The sequence below is a fragment of the Ensifer adhaerens genome, assembly GCF_020035535.1.
Taxonomy (GTDB): domain Bacteria; phylum Pseudomonadota; class Alphaproteobacteria; order Rhizobiales; family Rhizobiaceae; genus Ensifer.
Map to the genome: position 1 here is coordinate 3,065,180 of NZ_CP083350.1, position 18,146 is coordinate 3,083,325.

Sequence of the window (18,146 nt, forward strand, 5' to 3'; positions counted from 1 at the left end):
CCATGGACCGTATCAGGACCGTCAGGAAAGCTGTGATCCCGGTCGCCGGCAATGGAACGCGGTTCCTCCCCGCGACCAAGGCGATACCCAAGGAGATGCTGACGATCGTCGATCGTCCGGTCGTGCAATATGCGGTTGATGAAGCCCGCCAGGCGGGCATCGAGCACATCGTTTTCGTCACCAGCCGCAACAAGCAGGCAATCGAGGACCACTTCGACGATACGCCGGAGCTCATCTCGTCTCTGACCCGTTCCGGCAAGAATGCCCAGGTTTCAGAGCTCGAGGAGATGCTGCCGCGTGCCGGCTCGGTCAGCTTCACGCGACAGCAGGCCCCACTCGGTCTCGGTCACGCCGTCTGGTGTGCTCGCGACGTAATCGGCGACGAGCCGTTCGCGCTGCTCCTGCCGGATATGCTGTGTCACGGTACGCGCGGCTGCATGGCCGGCCTCGTCGACCTCTATCACCAGACCGGCGGCAACGTCGTCGGCGTCGAACAATGCGCTCCGGAAGATGCGTCGAAATATGGCATCGTCGGCAAGGGTGCGACCGTTCCCTATGGTTTCCAAGTCACGAAAATGGTCGAAAAGCCGCGCGCCGGCGAGGCACCGTCGAATTTTTATCTGAATGGGCGCTACATTCTTCAGCCCGAGATCTTCGACATTCTCGCACACCAGCAACGTGGCGCCGGCAACGAAATCCAGTTGACCGACGGAATGCTGAAACTCTCGCAAAATCAAACGTTTCACGCCCATCCCTATGAGGGGCGCACCTTCGACTGCGGGTCCAAGGAAGGCTTCATCGCCGCCAATGTCGCCTTCGCGCTCGCGCGCTCGGACCTCGGCGACATGGTCTATGCATCGGTCAAGGACATGGTCCTGTCTCATGAAGGCCGCATCCGCGCGGCATAAAGCTTGTTTGGCGCCTCTTTTCGAGGCGTCAGCCTTTGCACCCAAAGGGAAACGGACAGAGCGACCCAATGAACCAAAGAAGTCTCCCCTTCAATAGCGTCGTGCCGAGGGAAATGGAGGAACCCGACAAGTTCATCGACCTTGATCGGCTCTTCTCGGTCATCGTGCGCCGCGCCAGGCTGGTTGGCGCGTTCGTCGTGCTGTTCCTGGTACTTGGAGCGGTCTATCTCATGTTCGCGACACCGTTCTATACGTCGATGACGCAGATCCTGCTCGACGAGAACCTCTCGAAATACGCAGAGGAACAGGCTACACCGCAAAACAGCCAGCTGCTCGACACCCAGATGGCGAGCGCCGTCGAGATCCTGAAGTCCGGTGAACTCGCCTTGCGGGTCGTCGACAAGATGAAGCTCGACGACAACGACACGGTTCTCAATCCGCCGCGCTCTCCTTTCGGCGTCGCCAAGGACTGGCTGAGATCGGTGACCGGCGTCTTCTCCTTTGGGTCCGATATCTCCGAAGAGGCTGCGCGCAACGGCAGACGGCAGAAGGCGGCCGCACTCATCCAGCAGGGGCTGTCCGTCGAGCGCGTCACCAGAAGCTCAGTCGTGTCCCTTGCCTATCGCTCCAGTGATCCGCAACTCGCAGCAGCCATCGTACGTGGCTATGCCGACGCCTATCTCAACGACCAACTCAACGCCAATTTTGATGCGACGGAACGCGCCTCGGTCTGGCTGCAGGAGCGCCTTGCCGATCTGAGGCAACGCTCGCAGGCAGCTTCCCTTGAGGTCGAGAAGTACCGCAGCGAGAATGGCCTGACACTCGCGCGCGGCGAACTCATGTCCGAACAGCAACTGGCAGACCTCAACAGCCAGCTCATCATCGCTCAAGCAGATACGGCAAGCGCGTCTGCGCGGTTCAAGCAGTTCCAGGCGATCGTCGATCAGGGGCCGGAAAACGCGGTCAAGAACGCAACGATTTCCGCAAAAGAGGGCGACAACTCCGTCATTCGCGAGCTGCGTACGCGCTATCTCGCCGTCAGCAAGCGTGAACAGGAAGTGTCACAGAGTTTCAGCGTCGATCATCCTCAGGCAGTATCGCTGCGCAAGGAAAAGTCCGACATCGGACGGCAGATCTTCCAGGAACTGCAGCAACTGACGGCAAGCTACCGCAACGAATATGAGGTCGCCCGCTCGCGTGAGGCATCCCTTCGGGAAAATATCGAAGGCACCACGGGTCGCAACTCGGATGCAAACCTGTCGCTCGTACATCTGCGCGAGCTCGAGCAGAAGTCGGCGGCACTGAAGACGCTCTACGAGACTTACCTTAATCGCTACGAGCAGGCTTCACAACAGCGGTCCTTCCCGATCGCCAAGGCCCGTGTCATTTCCACGGCCGGCGTACCGACTTCGGCCTCAAGCCCGAAGAAGACCCTGGTGCTGGCACTTTCGGCGGTGCTCGGCATGATGGCAGGCGGCGCGTTTGCCGCGTTCCAGGAGTTTCGCGAGCGGACCTTCCGTCTTGAAAGCGACGTGCGCTCGATCCTTGGACACAGGTCCTTCGGTTATGTTCCGCTGATCGGCCCGCGCCAACCGTCAACGACCGACCGGGTTCGCGCAAGACTGATGAAGGGCAAGGTGCCCTTGCCGACGACGCCGGCCTCCGTGCCATTCGAACGGGTCAGCCGCATCGTGCTCGACGCGCCACGCTCGTCTTTTGCCGAGACCTTTCGCAACGCCAAGCTTGCTTGCGACCGGATGCTTCATGGCAACGGCTCGCGGGTGATCGGCATCGTTTCGGCGGTGCCGGACGAGGGAAAGTCGATCATTGCAGCGAACTTTGCAGCATTGCTCGCCGCAAGCGGCAAGAAGACGTTGCTGATCGATGCCGACATCCGCAAGCCCGGCCTCAGCCAGATGGTCAACCCGCCGCCGAAGACCGGCCTTGTCGAGGCACTGATCGGCGAAGCCTCCTGGCCCGCCGGGATCAAGATCGACCAGAAGACGAAGCTGGCGATCTTCCCGGTTGGCGGGGAAGCGGGCACAAAGAGCGAACCGTATGACAGCCACGAACTGCTCGCCTCGCCGGCCATGGCTGACCTCATCGACAACGCCCGCAAATCGTTCGACTACGTGATTGTCGATCTTGCGGCACTTGCTCCCGTCGTCGATGCCAAGGCGTTCTCGCCGCTTGCCGATGGCTTCATCTATGTCGCTGAGTGGGGCCGCACGCCGTCGCGCCTGGTGCGCGACCTTCTCAACTCCGAGCCACAGATCAACGGTAAGATCCTCGGCGTGATCCTCAACAAGACGGATATGAACGAACTGGCGAAGTACAGCGACTTCGGTGGAGCCGAGCATTACCGCCATCGTTTCGAGAAGTACTACGTCGAAAACACCGAGACCTACCGCAAGTCTGAGGCGGCCTAGCCTTGCCTGAAGAGTAGCCTCCGGGTCGTGGGTGATCCTGAGGCCAGAAGACCCATAAAATACGATAGCTATCATCAGGTTTTGATGCTACGTGCGCCGTACCGTTAGGATGTTTCTGCGACCCCGCTATGCCGAAATACGACAGGGAACTGCTTTCGATCATTCTAGTGACGCTCGGAACGCTGCTTCTGGTCGCGAGCGCTTTGCTGTTTGCCGTCATATAGAAGAACGCAAGTCGAGGACGAATCACTTACCCGCCTGCCAACTCGCCGCCTCTATCAAATCGGGCCTGATCGTCGGGTGCACGAAAAGTGCGACGGGAAGGTAAGTGACTATGGTTGGCGCACAGCCTCGTAGTTTCAGTAAAAATGATCCCCACACCGAACACGAGAAAATAACGAACTTCTCGTATGGATCACTTCGGCATCAGTGTCGACGGCGATAACCGGACGGGGAGATGAATGGAGAAGCAACGAGAGAGCAGGATTGATCTACTGCGTGGTCTCGCACTTCTGCTGATCTTTGTCGGTCATTCAGAGTTCAGCTTTTCCGGTTTCGTTCAACATTCTCGCGGTTTCGCAGATGCATCGGACATTTTCGTCCTTTTGGCAGGCGTATCCGCCGCCCTAGCCTACTATCGCACCGATGGATCGATACAGTGGCTACGACCGTGGAAACGGGCCCTTACTCTTTACCTCGTCCATATACTGTTGTTTTCAGTGCTTGCTGCCATCGCGGCTGCCCTAATGCTAGGCGATGGTGTAACAGCTTGGACCGATATGATATCGTTTTGGCACGCCCCTTCTCAGCACGGGACAGAAGCTCTGCTCCTTACGTATATGCCTGGGAATCTCGACATCCTGCCATTGTATGTTGTGCTGCTAGGCGTAGTTCCAATAGTTTTCTGGCTTCACCATCGTTCTCAAATGCTGCTGCTAGGCCTTTCTTGCTTGGTGTGGCTGGCTTCAGGCATTGGCCACATCAACCTTCGGAACTGGGCGCTGGATGATCATGATTGGTATTTCGATCCGTTTTCTTGGCAGTTTTTATTCATCATCGGGATCGTAATTGGAATCGGTCTGAAACAATCGAGACCGGTACTGCGGTACGATCGCTTGGTGTTCATCGCAGCCGCCGCGTTTGCAGTCGCTGCCATCCCGATAAATCTTGCCGTGTATCTTGGCCTCACGGGCCCTCCTCTGGGAGAGCTGTACCATCAACTCGTTTCCAAAACGAACAGTGGCCCGCTGCGCGTCCTAAATGCTGTAGCAATTCTCTATCTCGCGTGGAACATCCGTTTCGTGCTCGTTGCAGCCAATCTGCCAGCCTTTCGGCTGATCTGTGCAGCCGGCAAACACAGCCTACCTGTTTTCTCCCTCGGAGTACTCCTCGTCTGGGTTGCGAAGATGCTGCTGAGCACGACTGCGAACACTCCACTATCGATCCAGATAGCCATGCTCGTGATAGGTTGTCTCCTCCAGTTGACGACCGCCCGGTGCCTTGAGGAGCGCCAGCGGAAAATTATCCAACAAAAGGATGTGACGGCGACGATGTCCCTGCAACGAGGCATAACCGGCGGCAGCGCGAATAATGGGGCTTGGTGCGAGAACGTCGATCCAAGCGATTTGGCGTCACGGACTCGGTTACCGAAAGCAAGTGCCATTACGCGCTGTTGAATAGAGGCTTATTGTTTTTCCATTAGAATCTGCCGCGCATGCATCAAGTATGAGCGCTCCATATGACCTGCGCGCGATCCTACGCCACAGCGATTGTCGAGGAGCGGCGAACCTGTCCGGATATTTCCACCCGAGCCCACGCAGACAACGGCGACGTAGTCAGAAAAATACAAGGCAACGGCTGGAAAGGGTCGATCAGGCGCCCGCCGCTACTGGTTAGAAGTCCGTGCGCCGAACCTGAGGGAGAAAGGTTGACATAGCCTGACCGAGCCGGAAGCCAAGACTACCAAGAACTTCGGCGCTGCAATGTTTTAGCTTGCTCCATAAATATGAACCTCGATGCTTGCAGTCGACCGGTACTCGCATTGGGCCTACCGAAGGTCATCGTCCAGATGTTCCAGCACGCCCTTTATTTTGAAGTGAGCATATAAGTTGGGCTCGCGGTCGAGTAGATCTCGCCAGTCATGTTCGGATATAAGCCCGAGGCGGAACTCCCGAAGAAGGAACTGTTGCTCTGCGGTCAGTTGCGGCAATTCGTCTGGCTCGGACCAACCGAACATGACGTAGTCGACCACTTTTCGCAGTATGTGCCGCATTGCTCCACTATGCCGAGTGCAAGCACTTGATGCAAGACGATTACGGCAAACAGCCGCGAGGATTGAGGAGAGTCCGACCGGCCAAATCGGGCTCGACAATCGCCTTGACCGCCGAGCGCATTGTGGCGGTTCTTCCGCGGCTGAAAGGCTCGGTAATCCGGTGCACTTGGCTTCCCCCCCTGTGAACGAGGAATTTTACACCTCAACAACCTAATCGAGCTCTGATCCAATCTCTTCACGCATTCCAGTGGGCGCGCGCAAGATCATGCCGTTCATCCGCGCCGTCTTGATAACGATCATTGTAGCCGCGATAGCTCAGTACTCGCCGCCGCGGTGGCGATCAAAATCGCCCTCACCTACTTCAACGGAGACGTCGACGCTGCCACGCCATGGATGCAGTTCAGGGCGGTCACTTCATTCATCAGTGGTGCGGCGGGCTATTTCGCGTTGCGTATGGGCATTTCCATGGCCCCGGAGAGGGAGACTTGTCATGTCAACGATTTTTAGGTTTCATTGCCCCAAAGGACAAGGATTGAAGAAATGAGAAGTCGCAGATTCAAGGTTGAATTCCCGCCGATCATACTCGGGCGCCAGAAGGGCGCACCGACATTGATCGGAGTTGGAAATGCATCACAAGCGACGGAAACCAAAGCACGCGCGATCGGGCTGCCTTCTGTGCAAGCCGCATAAAGCGAATGGCGCCTGTGCGAGACATCACAACATGAAGCTCGGCAACCTTCGGCGTTATCAGGCTGGTACACATCGGCTTCGTTGCGAGGGTCTTCGCTAGACCATCCCCAAGAACCCGAGGCTACCCTCTCGGGTTTTGCTTTCCAGTCCTGAAAAGAAGAGCCCCTGCCGTCCAACGGCAGAAGCTCAGGTGGTATGCAAGATCGCCTCGGCAACATTCGCGGCCGGCTAGCTGTGAGAGACGATCCGCCGGAGAGAATAGGTGTGTATTAACCTGAAGCAAGGCAGCCCAAAGGGTGATGCCCGGGAGGCGTAAACGCATACGTTTCAGGAAGTTGAGAGGACATACTCCCAGCTGAATGGATCGTTCTAGTTGGACATATCCATTGCGCGATGCGCAGCAACCACACCAGTGTTGGCTATTCGGAGCGGCTTCCCTACGATGCCAAGGAACTTGGCGATGTCGGTCGTTAGATGACGCGAGACATAGATGACGTCGCGGTTGTTCACCGGGAACGTCTGCCCAGCGAGGAGGCTATCTGGGCGGCTCATGTCGAAGCGATAGACGAGGGGCACTCGCCCATACCTATCCGGGCGCATCCCCTTTTGAAGCATTGCGTCGTACCGCGCCCTGCCCAATAGACTTGCCGCGATCTCGGCCTCCTCATAGCGGAAAACGAAGAACCCCTCGGCGTCTGTCGCGAAATCCTTGGCGCCGCCGTTCATCCCCACCGCCTCTATCAAGCTGAGATCGCGGGAGCCGAAGGGCTGTCGGCTGTTTGCTTTGACCGCTCCGAGAACGGTGAACTGCCTGGGGTCATTGACAAGCGTTATCTCGTCACCGGGCCGAACCCAGATATTTTCAGCTGGATTGTTGATGAGAGTACTCATCAAAATGGTACCAGATTTGTTCCCGCGGGTGACGGTGACAAAGGTGTCATAGGTTTCGCCCCGCACCCCGCCGGCCTTCGTGATCACATCAGTGAGTTGCTCACCGGACAGGTTCAGCGGGACGACAGCCGCGATGTTGACGGCACCCGTGACCGTTACATTCCGAGACGCGGTGTCCAGCGAAGTGACGATGACGTCGGGCTCAACAGCTTTGCCCTTCAGCGCCTCGCCAATGCCCTGCCTCGCCATCTCAAGGGTGAGACCTGCAAGCCTCACTTCGCCGACATATGGAATGGCACCCTTTCCGTTCGGCTGGACCACGACCTCCAGGTTGGATACCTTAGATTTCGAGGTGGAGAAAAGTCCATCGGTCCCAGCTTCGAATATAGAGATTAAGAGGCGATCGCCTATTCCGATTGTCGCACGCGCTGGACGACCACCGAATCCGAGGCGCTTGGAGAGCGTTGATTTTGAATACGAGGAAATCGTGGCTGCGGATCGGCTATCCACGTCTACGACCTCATAGACCGTAGCGCTCTCGCGGCGCAATTCCTGCGGCGATTTACCTGCGTCGGAGAGAATATCGCCGGTTAGCGGCCCCTCTCCTGGAACTGCCGACTGACAAGATGCCAGTGCAGAAACGAGAAACAGGACACCAATGCGCTTCAAGCGTTCTCTCCTTCGGAGGCTGATGAGGAAGGCTATTCGCGAGTCTTAGGACCCAAGAAGCCCCCAGTCTGAGCGTTCGATTTCACAGACGCCGCAGCAATTTCACGCCTTTGCCGCCGTGGCAAGAGGCCAACAGAGCGATCAGATCGTAGATGACATAACGAAATCAGGGGTGTTGCGAGCGAGCATCCCCAGTTGCTATTGATGGCCGAGCTCAATCCTTCCAGAAGAGCGGGGTCAGGATGACCAGCACCGTCAGGATTTCGAGACGGCCAAGCAGCATCATGACCGACAGCAGATAAAGGGCGGGATCTGACAAGGTCGAGAAGTTGCCGGCCGGCCCGATGATCGGCCCGAGCCCAGCGCCGACATTGGAGAGCGCCGTAGCAACGGCGGAGGCCCCTGTGACGAGATCATAGCCCATGGCGCCCATCGCCAGGCTGCCGAACGCCCAGATGAACATGTATGCCGTGAAGAACATGAACACCGTGCGCTGGACATCGATATCGACGAGGCCCTTGCCGTAACGCACCGTATGCACCGCATTCGGGTAGATCAGCTTGAAGAGTCCTGCCCGAATGGAATTGAAGATGATGATGAACCGGTAGGCCTTCATGCCGCCGGCTGTCGAGCCGGAACAGCCGCCCATGAAGGTGGCGGCAAAGGCGAGCGCGACAATGAACTCCCCCCACAGCATGTAGTCATCGCTGGCAAAGCCGGTCGTCGAGAGGATCGACGAGACCGTGAAGAACCCATGCGCAAGCGCATCGTTTGCGGCAACGCCGTTGGCAACCCGCTGATAAAGGCTGGCGGCAAGCGCAAGCACGGTCAGATAGGACAGGAAAACGATGATCTGCGGATCCTTCAGCGTGTCGAGGCGACCACGCACGATGAAGAGAATGAGTACCGAAAACGGCAGGCTGCTCAAGGTCATGAAGAACGTGGCGACCCAGAGGATCGGTAGGCTTTTGAAATACCCGAGCGAGGCGTCATGCGTGGAGAAACCTCCGGTCGCAATCGTCGACATCGCATGGTTCAGCGCGTCGAAGCGGCTCATGCCGAGATAGGAGTAGATGATCGTACAGGCGACCGTCAGCACCACGTAGATGAGAATGAACGCGCGCGTGAAGGTGACGATCCTGGCGAAAGGCTTCTCGGTCGTATCCGAGGATTCCATCTTGAAGAAGGACATGCCGCCGACACGCAAATAGGGCATGACGAAGAGACCGAGCGCCACGATCCCGATGCCGCCGAGCCAATGCAATAGCGAACGCCATAGAAGAATGCCCGGCGGGGCGAAGTCGAGACCGGTGATGACAGTCGAACCGGTCGTGGTGATGCCGGAGACGGATTCGAAGAGGGCCTTTGCGAAATCAAGCTTGAGCGACGACAGCCAGAAAGGCACCGCTCCAACCAGCGAGATGACGAGCCAGAGAAGGTTGACGACGAGGAAGCCCATCTTGCGACTGAAGGGCGGCGGGCCACCCTGGGTCGCCGCCATCGTCAGGAGCGAGATGCCCCCGGTGATGAAGGCCGACACCGCAAAGATCCGCCAGTCCGGATGCCCGTAAAACAGGTCGACCGCCGCAGGAAGAAGCATCGCCAACGACAGGTAGAAGGCTGCCTTGGCGGCGATGTTGATCGCGGACTGGTAGAGCGGTGCATGCAAGGGTCGATGGCCTCAGCGCGGTTGCCCGAAAGCCCGAATCGGCTGTTGGGATAGGCGGCCATTCAATCTGAAAGACGCGCGATTCGCACCCGCTGCGGCTGGCAGCCTCGTCGGGCCGAGACCAAGAACCAGTTTTCGATCTTGTAATCCCGTCGTTTCATCGCTGTCGTTGGGGCGCGCGAATGCGCGAATAGGTCAATGCACTGCACTTTCCACAGCCGTTCTGCGGCATTTTGCCCAATCAATTCTAACTCACGAAAAGATCAGGGCTTTCGGGCGCGACAAGTCATCACCTTGACTTATTTCTGCGTGTAAAGCCTGCTTCATCCATTCCACATACAACCTTTGAGCTAGACCGATGACCCCCGCCCGCTTCACCCAATGCCTTCTCGTTCTTCGCTGGACGCCGATCAATCTGGCGAGCGCCCTGCATTGCAACCTGGCATGGATCGAGGCGATGGAGACTGGCGAGGAGAAGGTGCCGGAGGAACTCGCGACATGGCTCGAGACGCTGGCGCGGACCCACGAGGAACTCGGCATCCCCGTCACCTATCGCGGCAAGGGCCTGGAGCCCGCGCCAAGCAGAACGGCGCGGCGTTGAGGAATGCAGCCCGAAGCTGATCTGGCCGCGGGCAGCGCCTCGCGCCAGGAGGTTCAGTTGCCCTCCGGCGCGATCGCCAATGCACCGGCAGGGCTAAGCGTGCCGCAGCGCCACAGCCGATAGGACTGCTGCGTATCCCAGTCGTAATAGTAGGCCGCATCCAACCGTTTCGCCTTGGCGAACTCGGAAAAGACGGTTCGCATGGCGGTCATCGCTCCCTCGCGCTGCCGATCGTCAACGGGGCAGCTACGCGCTGTGTTGGCAATCCCCCACTCCGTCACCCAGCATGGCCGACCGCTCGCCGAAGGCTTGCAAAAATCGAGGAGCCTCGTGACGATGGGCTTAATTGCTTCCGGATCTTTGCGGGCGGGATAGATGTGGATGCCGTAGGCATCGACAAGCTCGTCCATTCCTCGGGCGCGCAGAAGCGCTATAACCTCAGCCGGATCGAGCCGTTCCATGCCTTGCCTGTCCGCCTCCTTGGCACCCATGTCGGAGAGCCCGGCGGAGACGATGGCGGCGCTACTGCTGCTCGCACTTTTGCGCATTTCGTCACGGGTGATCTTGAGCGCCTTGATGTAGCGATCCAGGCCCTCTTCGAATGCGGCACGATCTTTGAGATCGGCAACGGTTCGCGGCGTCTGCAGGCCGGGCTTCCGATAGACCGCAAGGTCGCCATTGTAACCGGCAAGGTTGATCTCGTTTCCAGGCTCGACCGCATCGAGACGAACACCAAGGGCATCCAACCGCGCGAGCGCATCGCGAAGGCCCAGGCGATATCGGTCGAGATCCAGATCCGACAGGCGATTGATATCCCAGATGCGCTCCTGGCCGCTCCTGGGCCGTACCGCATCGCCGTAGTAGCTTTTGTTCGAAAGCTGGATTTCGAGCAGGATGTGCAATCCCAACCGGCTCGCGATGCCGACCGCCTCGATGCTCTTGTCGACCGGCCGCGACAGAGAAAGGCGCACGTGCGTGACGCCACTATCAGCGATCTCCTTCAGCACCCGCTCCTGGTCGGCACGGTCGAGCCAGGCGAGATTGAGCCGATTGACCCCATAGCGCGCCGCAGCGCCGTCCTCGGCCAACACTGGCGGGGCACAGGCGATCACCACCAGGGAAAGCCAGGCGGCAAGGAGCTGCGCCCTTGGCGCTGCTCTCGTCATATGGCGATTAAATGCCAACCTGTTTGAGCGCACTTTGGAAGTTCGCCTCGCAGGCCGAATACCGCTCGGTGACAGCCTGCACATCGATCTTGGACAGGAAGTTGGCAAGGTGGGCGCGCTTATCGCCTTCGCGGTTCCACACGCCAGCCTCGATATAGGGAAAGCCGATGAATTCGAGCATCTCGCGCATGCGGTCGTCGACGGCGATCATCAGCGACGGCGTACCCGCCTGCATGCCGATGACGCAACCGTGGAAGCGCCGCCCGATGCAGAGGTCCCTCGACGACGACCAAGCGCGCCACTGGTTGGTGTCGAAGAACACCATGAGCTCGTTCTCTCGCTGCCATTTCTCCTGGTGCTTGTACTCGGTCTTGCCGGTGATGCGTCCGCTCGATCGGTCGTAGACCGGGGCGTTGTCGTCGACGGGAAGCGTAAGGTTGTAGGCGACGATCTCGTCCTGGATGACGTAGCTTGCGACGCTATCGGGCTTCAGCAGCGCGTGGGCATCGACGATCGTGTCGGCCACGCTGCCGAGATAACCGCCGAGAGCAAGCTTCTGCGCCGATGCGAGATCCGCATTGGCAAGCGACGTCAGCGAGCGTCGCATCTCGTTCGGTGCGAAGAAGAGCGACGGGCAGCCGGTCGGCTTGACGAACTTCATGCCCTCGGCCCTCAGGAACTCCGCGGTGAAATAGCCGCGGGTCAGGAAGAAGCTCTCTTTCTGCTTCAACACCTCGAGGAACCGCAAAGTACCGGCCGGCAGGTTCTCCTTGAGCCCTTCACGTTTCTGGATGCCGATACCCATCACCAGCACCGGCATTTTCAGTTTCTCGAAGACATCGGCCTCGAGATCGGCCGAATAGCCCGGGCGCAGCAGGTTCGCCGAGGCGAACACGCACATGTCGAATTCCTTGTTCAGGGCTTCGTAGACGTCGTTGGCTCCACGGCTGTTGACCAGGTGCCAGAACGGTACATAGGTCACGTCATGGCCGCGCAGGGCGTAGGCTGCGCCCTCGCCGATCAGGTAGTTGCCGGTGTTGGCGATCTTTTTGACCTGATCAACCAGTTCCTTCTTGCTTCGGATATCGTCGAAGTAGGGCTTGTGATGGACCGTCGCACCGGAAACGCGCGCGACGGTACGCTGGAGATAAGAAGGAATTCCGGTGAGCAGGATACGCATCGATACACCTGATTTGTGGGCTGGCCGACATTGTTGACGAAGGACGAGAGCGGCATGAGGAGACGTATGTGCAGTCTTCCCCATCCCGCCCGAAATTTATGAAACCGGTCGCATGCATGCCCCGGGTCGAACGTACCCGAGGCATGCATGCGATTTACTGGCCGATGCCGATCTCGCGCAGCACCGTTCGGAAATTGCGTTCGCGGTCGGAGTAGCGGTCAACCAGTTCGGACGCGTTCAGGCCGGCCAGATGCTCGGCAACGAATTGCGCGCGGTTCTCCGCCTTTTCGAGATCCTGGACGTCGACGGCCGGCAGGCCGGTAAAGCCCAGCATTTCGCGCATGCGATCGTCGACCGCCACCATCAGGCTCGGCACACCAGCCTGCATGGCGATGATCGAACCGTGGAACCGCCGGCCGAAGTTGAAGTCCATGTGCGAGGCCCAGGCGCGCCACTGGTTGGTATCGAAGAAGGTGCGCACATCGAACGGCACCTTCTGTCGGTCTGCGCCCGGGAAAGTCAGATCGCCGAGCATTTTGCCAGAGCAGGAGTCGAAGACCCTGCCGTCGGCATCCGGCTCGACTTTCATGTCGAAATGCAGGAACTCGTCCTGAATGACATATTGCGGCTTCGCGCCTTCGGGGTTCAACGCAAGAGCATCAACGATGCAGTCGTGATTGGCGCCGAGATAGCCCGAGAAGATCGTCTTTGCCTGGCCGATCTTGACGTTAGGGAGCTTGCGCATCGACGCACGCATGTTGTTCGGCGCGAAGTAGACCGATGGGCAACCGGTCGGTCGTACAAACTTGAAGCCCTGGTCCTTCAGATAGCCGGCCGTCTCATAACCGCGGGTCAGGAAATAATGTTCGCGGTCCTTGAGCACATCGAGCAGCCGCTTCGTTCCCTCCGGCAGGCCGGTTTCCAGATCCTTGCGGTTCTGGTGGCCGATGCCGAGCATCACGATCGGCATGTTGAGCTTGCTCAGGACATCAGCCTCCGCATCCGCAGAGAGTCCCTTGCGCAGGAGGTTCGCGCAGGTGAAGACGCAGATATCGAAGTTGTTGTTGAACTCTTCGAAACCGGTGCCGTTCTTGTGGCAATTGTAGAGGTGCCAGAACGGAATCTGCTTGGCATGGGGGGCAATGGCGCGCAGCGCCCCCTCACCGATCAGATAGTTTCCGGTATTGCTGATATTGCGAAGCTCCTGAAGAAACTCGTCCTTCGATTCGGGCTGCTTTTGCCGTTCCGAATAGGAAACCGACAGGCCATTCGCGCCATTGGCGAGGCGCGTGTAATGACCAGGAATTCCCGTCAGGAGGATTCTTGGACGCATGCGTATGTCCCTTCTAGTTGAAAAGTCGCCCGGCGCGCTCAAACTGCTGCTGCAACGCCGGTATTGGATGCTTCACGCGCACGAATGACCTTGGCGCGCGAAAGAGATGAGTTGCTCACGGAGGTGTCGCACCAACCAAGGAACTCCGCGAAAGAGTTGGGCCAGGCGCGGCGCGCCGCAGTCCTGAGGCAGCCTTCCATGATGGGAGCGAGCAGGTTCCGGTCACGAGCAACCTCGGCGATCGCCTTGACCATATCCCGCACGACTTGAGGGTCGGATGGCGCGCAGATCAGGATTCCGTCTTCGCGATCAACGATAAGCTCGTCGACTGCCCCGACTGCCGTCGCAATAGGGACACAGCCAAGCTGCTGCGCTTCCGCGATCATCAACGGCGCACCTTCCCAGCGTGACGGCATGACCAACACGTCGGCCCAGCCGAGCGCCTTGATCAGATCCCGGCTGGCAAAGACAGGCGGACGCACGTCCACACCAAGCTCCTTGAGCCGATCCGTCCAGGAGAAGCTGGCGTCGGCCAGGATCTCGCCACCAATCGCCCGGGCGTCAAACGGCACATGCGCCGCGCGCAGTTCCGAGATCGTCGCGGCGAGCCGGTCAATGCCCTTCTGCTGGTCGAGGCGGCCCATGTAGAGGATCCTCAACCGATCGTCCTTGCGCTCGATCCGCCGCACCTGGAGCACTTCCGCAAGCACCTTGGGCGGCACGGAGAAACTCGCACCGTTCGGAACCGCGAAGATTTTCTCAAGCGGCACGCCGAAGCTGTGCAGATAGAACTTGAGCTGCTCGGAGCAGGTCAGGAAGGCATCGTAGCAATGCTCATGCGCAATCGCGGCGAAAGGCTGGCCGGCCGGGCGCTTGAACGGCGTGTTGTCAACGACGTGCAGATAGCAGGCCGTGCGCGTCCCTTCGGAACGCAGGCGCGCGATCAGCGGGTGCATCGCCATGACGTGGTTGTTGATGACGAGATCGAAGCCCGAAAGCTGGCCCTTCAACGCGCCCCAGTCGACCTCGTGATGTTCGGCAATGAAGTCCTGTCCGAGGAACGAGCCGGAGCCGCCCCAGGCAGGAATACCCTGATCCCAGAAATGAACGTAGTCGAAGCTCGCATCGAATTCGTCGATCACATCCATCCGGCTGGTGCCGAGCGCGAACAGGTGCGTCTCATAGCCGGCGGCGCGCAGTTCGCGGGACGCGGCATAGATAACTTTTTCCGCGCCGCCGAAGGAGGCATTCGGCACCAGTAGTGCTGCCGTCTTCTTTCCGGCCTCGCTGTGCCCGAGAGGCAGTACAGGCGAGCCACCGATTTCGGTGCGCAAGGCTTTATGCAGATCGGAATAGGGCATCAGCCGTGGCGGGCGCCAGGTCCAGCGGCGACCGGCGGTTCGGCGCAGCGGGCTCGTGGCGATCGCGTTGACGCAGTTGATCATGACCTGCTGCGGTGTGATGAGTGTCCGGCGCGGCAGGGCTCTTGGGAACGGGAACCGCACATTGAGGACCGCCGACGTCGGCCAGACCTGCTGGCTGCCGATCGAGGCGAACCAGTCGAGCGCGTTGTTGCGAATGACGTCGCGCAAAAGCGCCGTCGATATGAAGATGAGGTCCGGCTGTCCGACGTGCTCGGCCCCAGCATCGAGGAACGTCGGCTCGATCTTGCGCTGCGTGGCGTCGTTGCCGAGGTGGACGAATACGACGTTGGCCTTTTCGCTCAATCGCTCAAGATGGCAAAGCACGTTCGGCAGCATGCGCGAGCGCAAGAGCAGGTCGATTGTCGCCCCGCTTCCTGCCATCACGAACGGCGGGAAGTGCACATTGTCCGGCTCGCCGGCATTTGCCCAGAAGGCTGGAATGATGTCGTCGAGGCGCAGCCGCTTCGGTTGCTTGGTCGGGTCTGTGAAGAACGAGATCGCCGCGTCTTCGGTACGAGCGAAGAGATAGCGCGGGCATTCCTCGTGTTCGAAGTCGACGAGCATCGGTCGCTGGAAAAGAGCCCGGTGACGCTTCCTGAGGAAGCTTACGGATGTCGCGCGGTCGCGGTTTGCTTCCTTGAACCGGCTTTCCGCCCGAAGGCGGTATTCGAACGTCGTCTCGTGGCAAGGCGTGCCGACGAAGCCATGTTCGACGCAGGAAAGCCAGAATTCCCAGTCCTCGAAACCGTTCTGCCGGTCGTCGTTGAAACGAATGCCCTCCCGGAAGACGTCGATCGAGATCATCGAGCCGGTATCGCAGATGTTGTCGGTAATGCAGTGAACCAACCTGGAATAGTGGTTTCCGTAGTGCGCCCGCCAGCTCACGGAGAAGGTGTCGATATTGGTGTAGACCCAGCCCGCGCCGCTCTCACGCAACTGCCGGTAAAGGGTCTCGATGGTGCCCGGCAGAACGCGATTGTCGGCGTCGAGAAAATAGACGGCCTTCGCTTCGGCCAGGTTTTCGAGCACGTAGTCGATGGCGCGGTTGCGTGCGCCACCAGGCCCCGCATTGCGACCGAAGACCACATGAATGTCGGGATGGGCCGCAGAAAACAACAGTAGCTGATCGAAGGTTTCGTGCCGCGGATCGCCGTCGACGGAGACGACAATGGCGATCCGGCAATCTGAAAGCGTCGAGGCCAATGCGGACTCGATTGCTTCGAGCGCCAGCGCCGCGTGCCCATAGAGCGGCATGGTTATCGCAATGAGGTCGTGTGGATCGCTGCTACTTGACATGAGACGCCCCCCCCGACTGCTTCACCATCCGGAAGCCCGACACCTTGAGCCAGGAAAAATCGACCGAGTCGGTCACGGCCCGGCTGAGGATCATCAGATCCATGGGCTGACGTACCGGCTCGTCCAATTGGAAGTTGATGTTGATCGGTTGCTGGTTCGTGACCTCGCGCCAGCCGCTGAAGAAGGCCGAAGGCTTCACCGAGCCCTTGCGGGCAAGTTCGGCGACCTCCGAGCGTGGGTTCGAATTCGCGGGCGCAAGCAGGAAGCTGACGGCGGCCGGCGCCCCCTTTGGGTGATCGACGATAGCGCTTGCGGAAAACGATATGGTCCCCGGCTCGACCGCACGGCCGACGGCGCCGGCCGAGACACCGCTCGGTAGCGGATGGCAGACGACGGCGTGTTCGTGCTCCAGGAAGCGTACCGTCTGAAACTCTGGAACGACCGGCGTGACGGAGACGTCAACGATTTGGCTGAGCAGATCCACCGACAGCCGGTAATCCTCGATGAAGTGGCCGTCGAGCAGTGCCGTCGGCGCGATCATGTTGGGCATGCGTGTCGGCTTGACGCCGGGAAGGCCCGTATAGATGCGGAACGCGAGTGGACGCAGATCGAGATCGGCATGACGGGTTTCTGAGCGTGCCGTGTAGTGCTCGCTGGCAATGGGGTAGCCGAGCGAAAGTCCGATAGTTTCCGAGCCCGTCGTGGACACTCTCACCCGCAAGGTTCTCGCGCCGCCCCCACAGGTGCGCGGCAATGCAAAGAAGTTCCAGGTCGGGACCAGTTGCGAAAACGGCACGGCCCATTCGGCCACGCCTTCACCGCTTTCGACATAACTCAGGACGACGACCAGTTCGCCACCATCTCGCGGCACGGAATTGAAATGGAGCGCGATGCCTGCCACTCCGTGGCTGGAAACCGGCAGGAGTTGTTCGACGAAGGCATTGGCGATCAGGTGGCCGACTCCTTCGTCCTTTGGGTCGACATAGGGGTCGTGCGCAAAGACTTCGGTGACCGGCTCCCAGTTGCGTGCCTGAAATGCGTCTTCGAGCGCACGGTAGTTTTCGAGCAGCGTTTCACGCTCCCGGCGCAGCAGCGCAAGCTCAGAGGTGATTGCGCTTGAGAACCGCGCAAGGCGGCCGACACCGCCATCCACGAGCGCTTGAATGAGCGCTGCACTTTCTGTCGCAGTATGGACGCTCAAGCGCTTGACCGGAAAATCCGGCACGGTGCCAAGCGCACGCAAGGACACGAGCTGCTCTGCAAGGTCCTCCTCTCCTTCTTTCGAGAAGGCAACCCCGATCAGCGGGAATACATTTTCGAGAGTGGCCTGGGCCCGGTCGCCCTTGGGAAGAAAATGAACCAGGTGCTCGATACCACTACCGGCGACATCAGCCCTATCGTGATCCGATGCCACCACCAGCTTTCGCTTCGCCTGCGAATACCTCACGCCAGAAGACATCAACTCTTGCACGCGCCACCTTCAAAAAATGAACAACTTCCCTCTGAGGTTGAATTCGCCAAAACGAAATAAATCGGCGAATTCAAGCTTCTAAGAAAAGCATATCAAGGTTATTTGCAGTGCACAATAAGTGATATTTGAGTTTCTCATGAAATAATA

The 18,146-nt window shown here is 59.2% G+C and carries 11 protein-coding genes; 4 read left to right on the forward strand and 7 right to left on the reverse strand.

Features of this window, described 5'->3' with window-relative positions:
* Positions 1–2 precede the first annotated feature (2 nt).
* The 3 genes from LAC81_RS33995 (at position 3) to opgC (ending at position 5,013) form a co-directional block, all read left to right on the forward strand.
* Complete coding sequence (locus LAC81_RS33995) at positions 3–908, forward strand: UTP--glucose-1-phosphate uridylyltransferase (RefSeq protein WP_223728971.1); 906 nt, start codon at positions 3–5, stop codon at positions 906–908.
* Between the two features lie 68 nt (positions 909–976).
* Positions 977–3,337 carry a polysaccharide biosynthesis tyrosine autokinase gene (locus tag LAC81_RS34000; protein ID WP_223728972.1) on the forward strand — a complete coding sequence of 787 codons (2,361 nt, stop codon included), beginning with the start codon at positions 977–979 and terminating at the stop codon, positions 3,335–3,337.
* 461 nt (positions 3,338–3,798) lie between these two features.
* Positions 3,799–5,013 (forward strand): OpgC domain-containing protein, encoded by a 1,215-nt coding sequence (opgC, locus tag LAC81_RS34005; RefSeq protein ID WP_223728973.1) that lies wholly within the window; start codon positions 3,799–3,801, stop codon positions 5,011–5,013.
* A 1,655-nt stretch (positions 5,014–6,668) separates the two neighbouring features.
* On the opposite strand, the gene LAC81_RS34010 is transcribed toward opgC, so the two are convergent.
* Positions 6,669–7,859 (reverse strand): polysaccharide biosynthesis/export family protein, encoded by a 1,191-nt coding sequence (locus tag LAC81_RS34010; protein WP_223728974.1) that lies wholly within the window; start codon positions 7,857–7,859, stop codon positions 6,669–6,671.
* A gap of 214 nt (positions 7,860–8,073) precedes the next feature.
* Positions 8,074–9,528, reverse strand: a complete 1,455-nt coding sequence (locus LAC81_RS34015) for a TrkH family potassium uptake protein (RefSeq protein ID WP_223728975.1) — start codon at positions 9,526–9,528, stop codon at positions 8,074–8,076.
* A 358-nt stretch (positions 9,529–9,886) separates the two neighbouring features.
* On the opposite strand from LAC81_RS34015, the gene LAC81_RS34020 reads away from it, so the two are divergent.
* Complete coding sequence (locus tag LAC81_RS34020; RefSeq protein WP_223728976.1) at positions 9,887–10,129, forward strand: hypothetical protein; 243 nt, start codon at positions 9,887–9,889, stop codon at positions 10,127–10,129.
* Between the two features lie 53 nt (positions 10,130–10,182).
* Here the strand turns inward: LAC81_RS34020 and LAC81_RS34025 are convergent, their stop codons facing one another.
* From LAC81_RS34025 to LAC81_RS34045, 5 genes are all read right to left on the reverse strand, one after another.
* The gene (locus LAC81_RS34025; RefSeq protein WP_223728977.1) at positions 10,183–11,295 is read right to left on the reverse strand and encodes a glycoside hydrolase; all 1,113 of its coding nucleotides are present in this window, start codon (positions 11,293–11,295) and stop codon (positions 10,183–10,185) included.
* 7 nt (positions 11,296–11,302) lie between these two features.
* Positions 11,303–12,475 carry a polysaccharide pyruvyl transferase family protein gene (locus tag LAC81_RS34030; RefSeq protein WP_223728978.1) on the reverse strand — a complete coding sequence of 391 codons (1,173 nt, stop codon included), beginning with the start codon at positions 12,473–12,475 and terminating at the stop codon, positions 11,303–11,305.
* Between the two features lie 154 nt (positions 12,476–12,629).
* Complete coding sequence (locus LAC81_RS34035; protein ID WP_223728979.1) at positions 12,630–13,808, reverse strand: polysaccharide pyruvyl transferase family protein; 1,179 nt, start codon at positions 13,806–13,808, stop codon at positions 12,630–12,632.
* A gap of 38 nt (positions 13,809–13,846) precedes the next feature.
* Positions 13,847–16,528 (reverse strand): glycosyltransferase, encoded by a 2,682-nt coding sequence (locus LAC81_RS34040; RefSeq protein WP_223728980.1) that lies wholly within the window; start codon positions 16,526–16,528, stop codon positions 13,847–13,849.
* Positions 16,518–17,987: a DUF6212 domain-containing protein gene (locus LAC81_RS34045; protein ID WP_223728981.1), complete on the reverse strand. Its 1,470-nt coding sequence runs from the start codon at positions 17,985–17,987 to the stop codon at positions 16,518–16,520. Before LAC81_RS34045 ends, LAC81_RS34040 begins: the two co-directional genes overlap by 11 nt.
* Positions 17,988–18,146: the final 159 nt, after the last annotated feature.

Bases quoted from the DNA above. Each gene is read 5' to 3' on its own strand.
- LAC81_RS33995 (WP_223728971.1), top strand. From the start codon at position 3: ATGGACCGTATCAGGACCGTCAGGAAAGCTGTGATCCCGGTCGCCGGC.
- LAC81_RS34000 (WP_223728972.1), top strand. From the start codon at position 977: ATGAACCAAAGAAGTCTCCCCTTCAATAGCGTCGTGCCGAGGGAAATG.
- opgC (WP_223728973.1), top strand. From the start codon at position 3,799: ATGGAGAAGCAACGAGAGAGCAGGATTGATCTACTGCGTGGTCTCGCA.
- LAC81_RS34020 (WP_223728976.1), top strand. From the start codon at position 9,887: ATGACCCCCGCCCGCTTCACCCAATGCCTTCTCGTTCTTCGCTGGACG.
- LAC81_RS34025 (WP_223728977.1), bottom strand. From the start codon at position 11,295: ATGACGAGAGCAGCGCCAAGGGCGCAGCTCCTTGCCGCCTGGCTTTCC.
- LAC81_RS34030 (WP_223728978.1), bottom strand. From the start codon at position 12,475: ATGCGTATCCTGCTCACCGGAATTCCTTCTTATCTCCAGCGTACCGTC.
- LAC81_RS34035 (WP_223728979.1), bottom strand. From the start codon at position 13,808: ATGCGTCCAAGAATCCTCCTGACGGGAATTCCTGGTCATTACACGCGC.
- LAC81_RS34040 (WP_223728980.1), bottom strand. From the start codon at position 16,528: ATGTCAAGTAGCAGCGATCCACACGACCTCATTGCGATAACCATGCCG.
- LAC81_RS34045 (WP_223728981.1), bottom strand. From the start codon at position 17,987: ATGTCTTCTGGCGTGAGGTATTCGCAGGCGAAGCGAAAGCTGGTGGTG.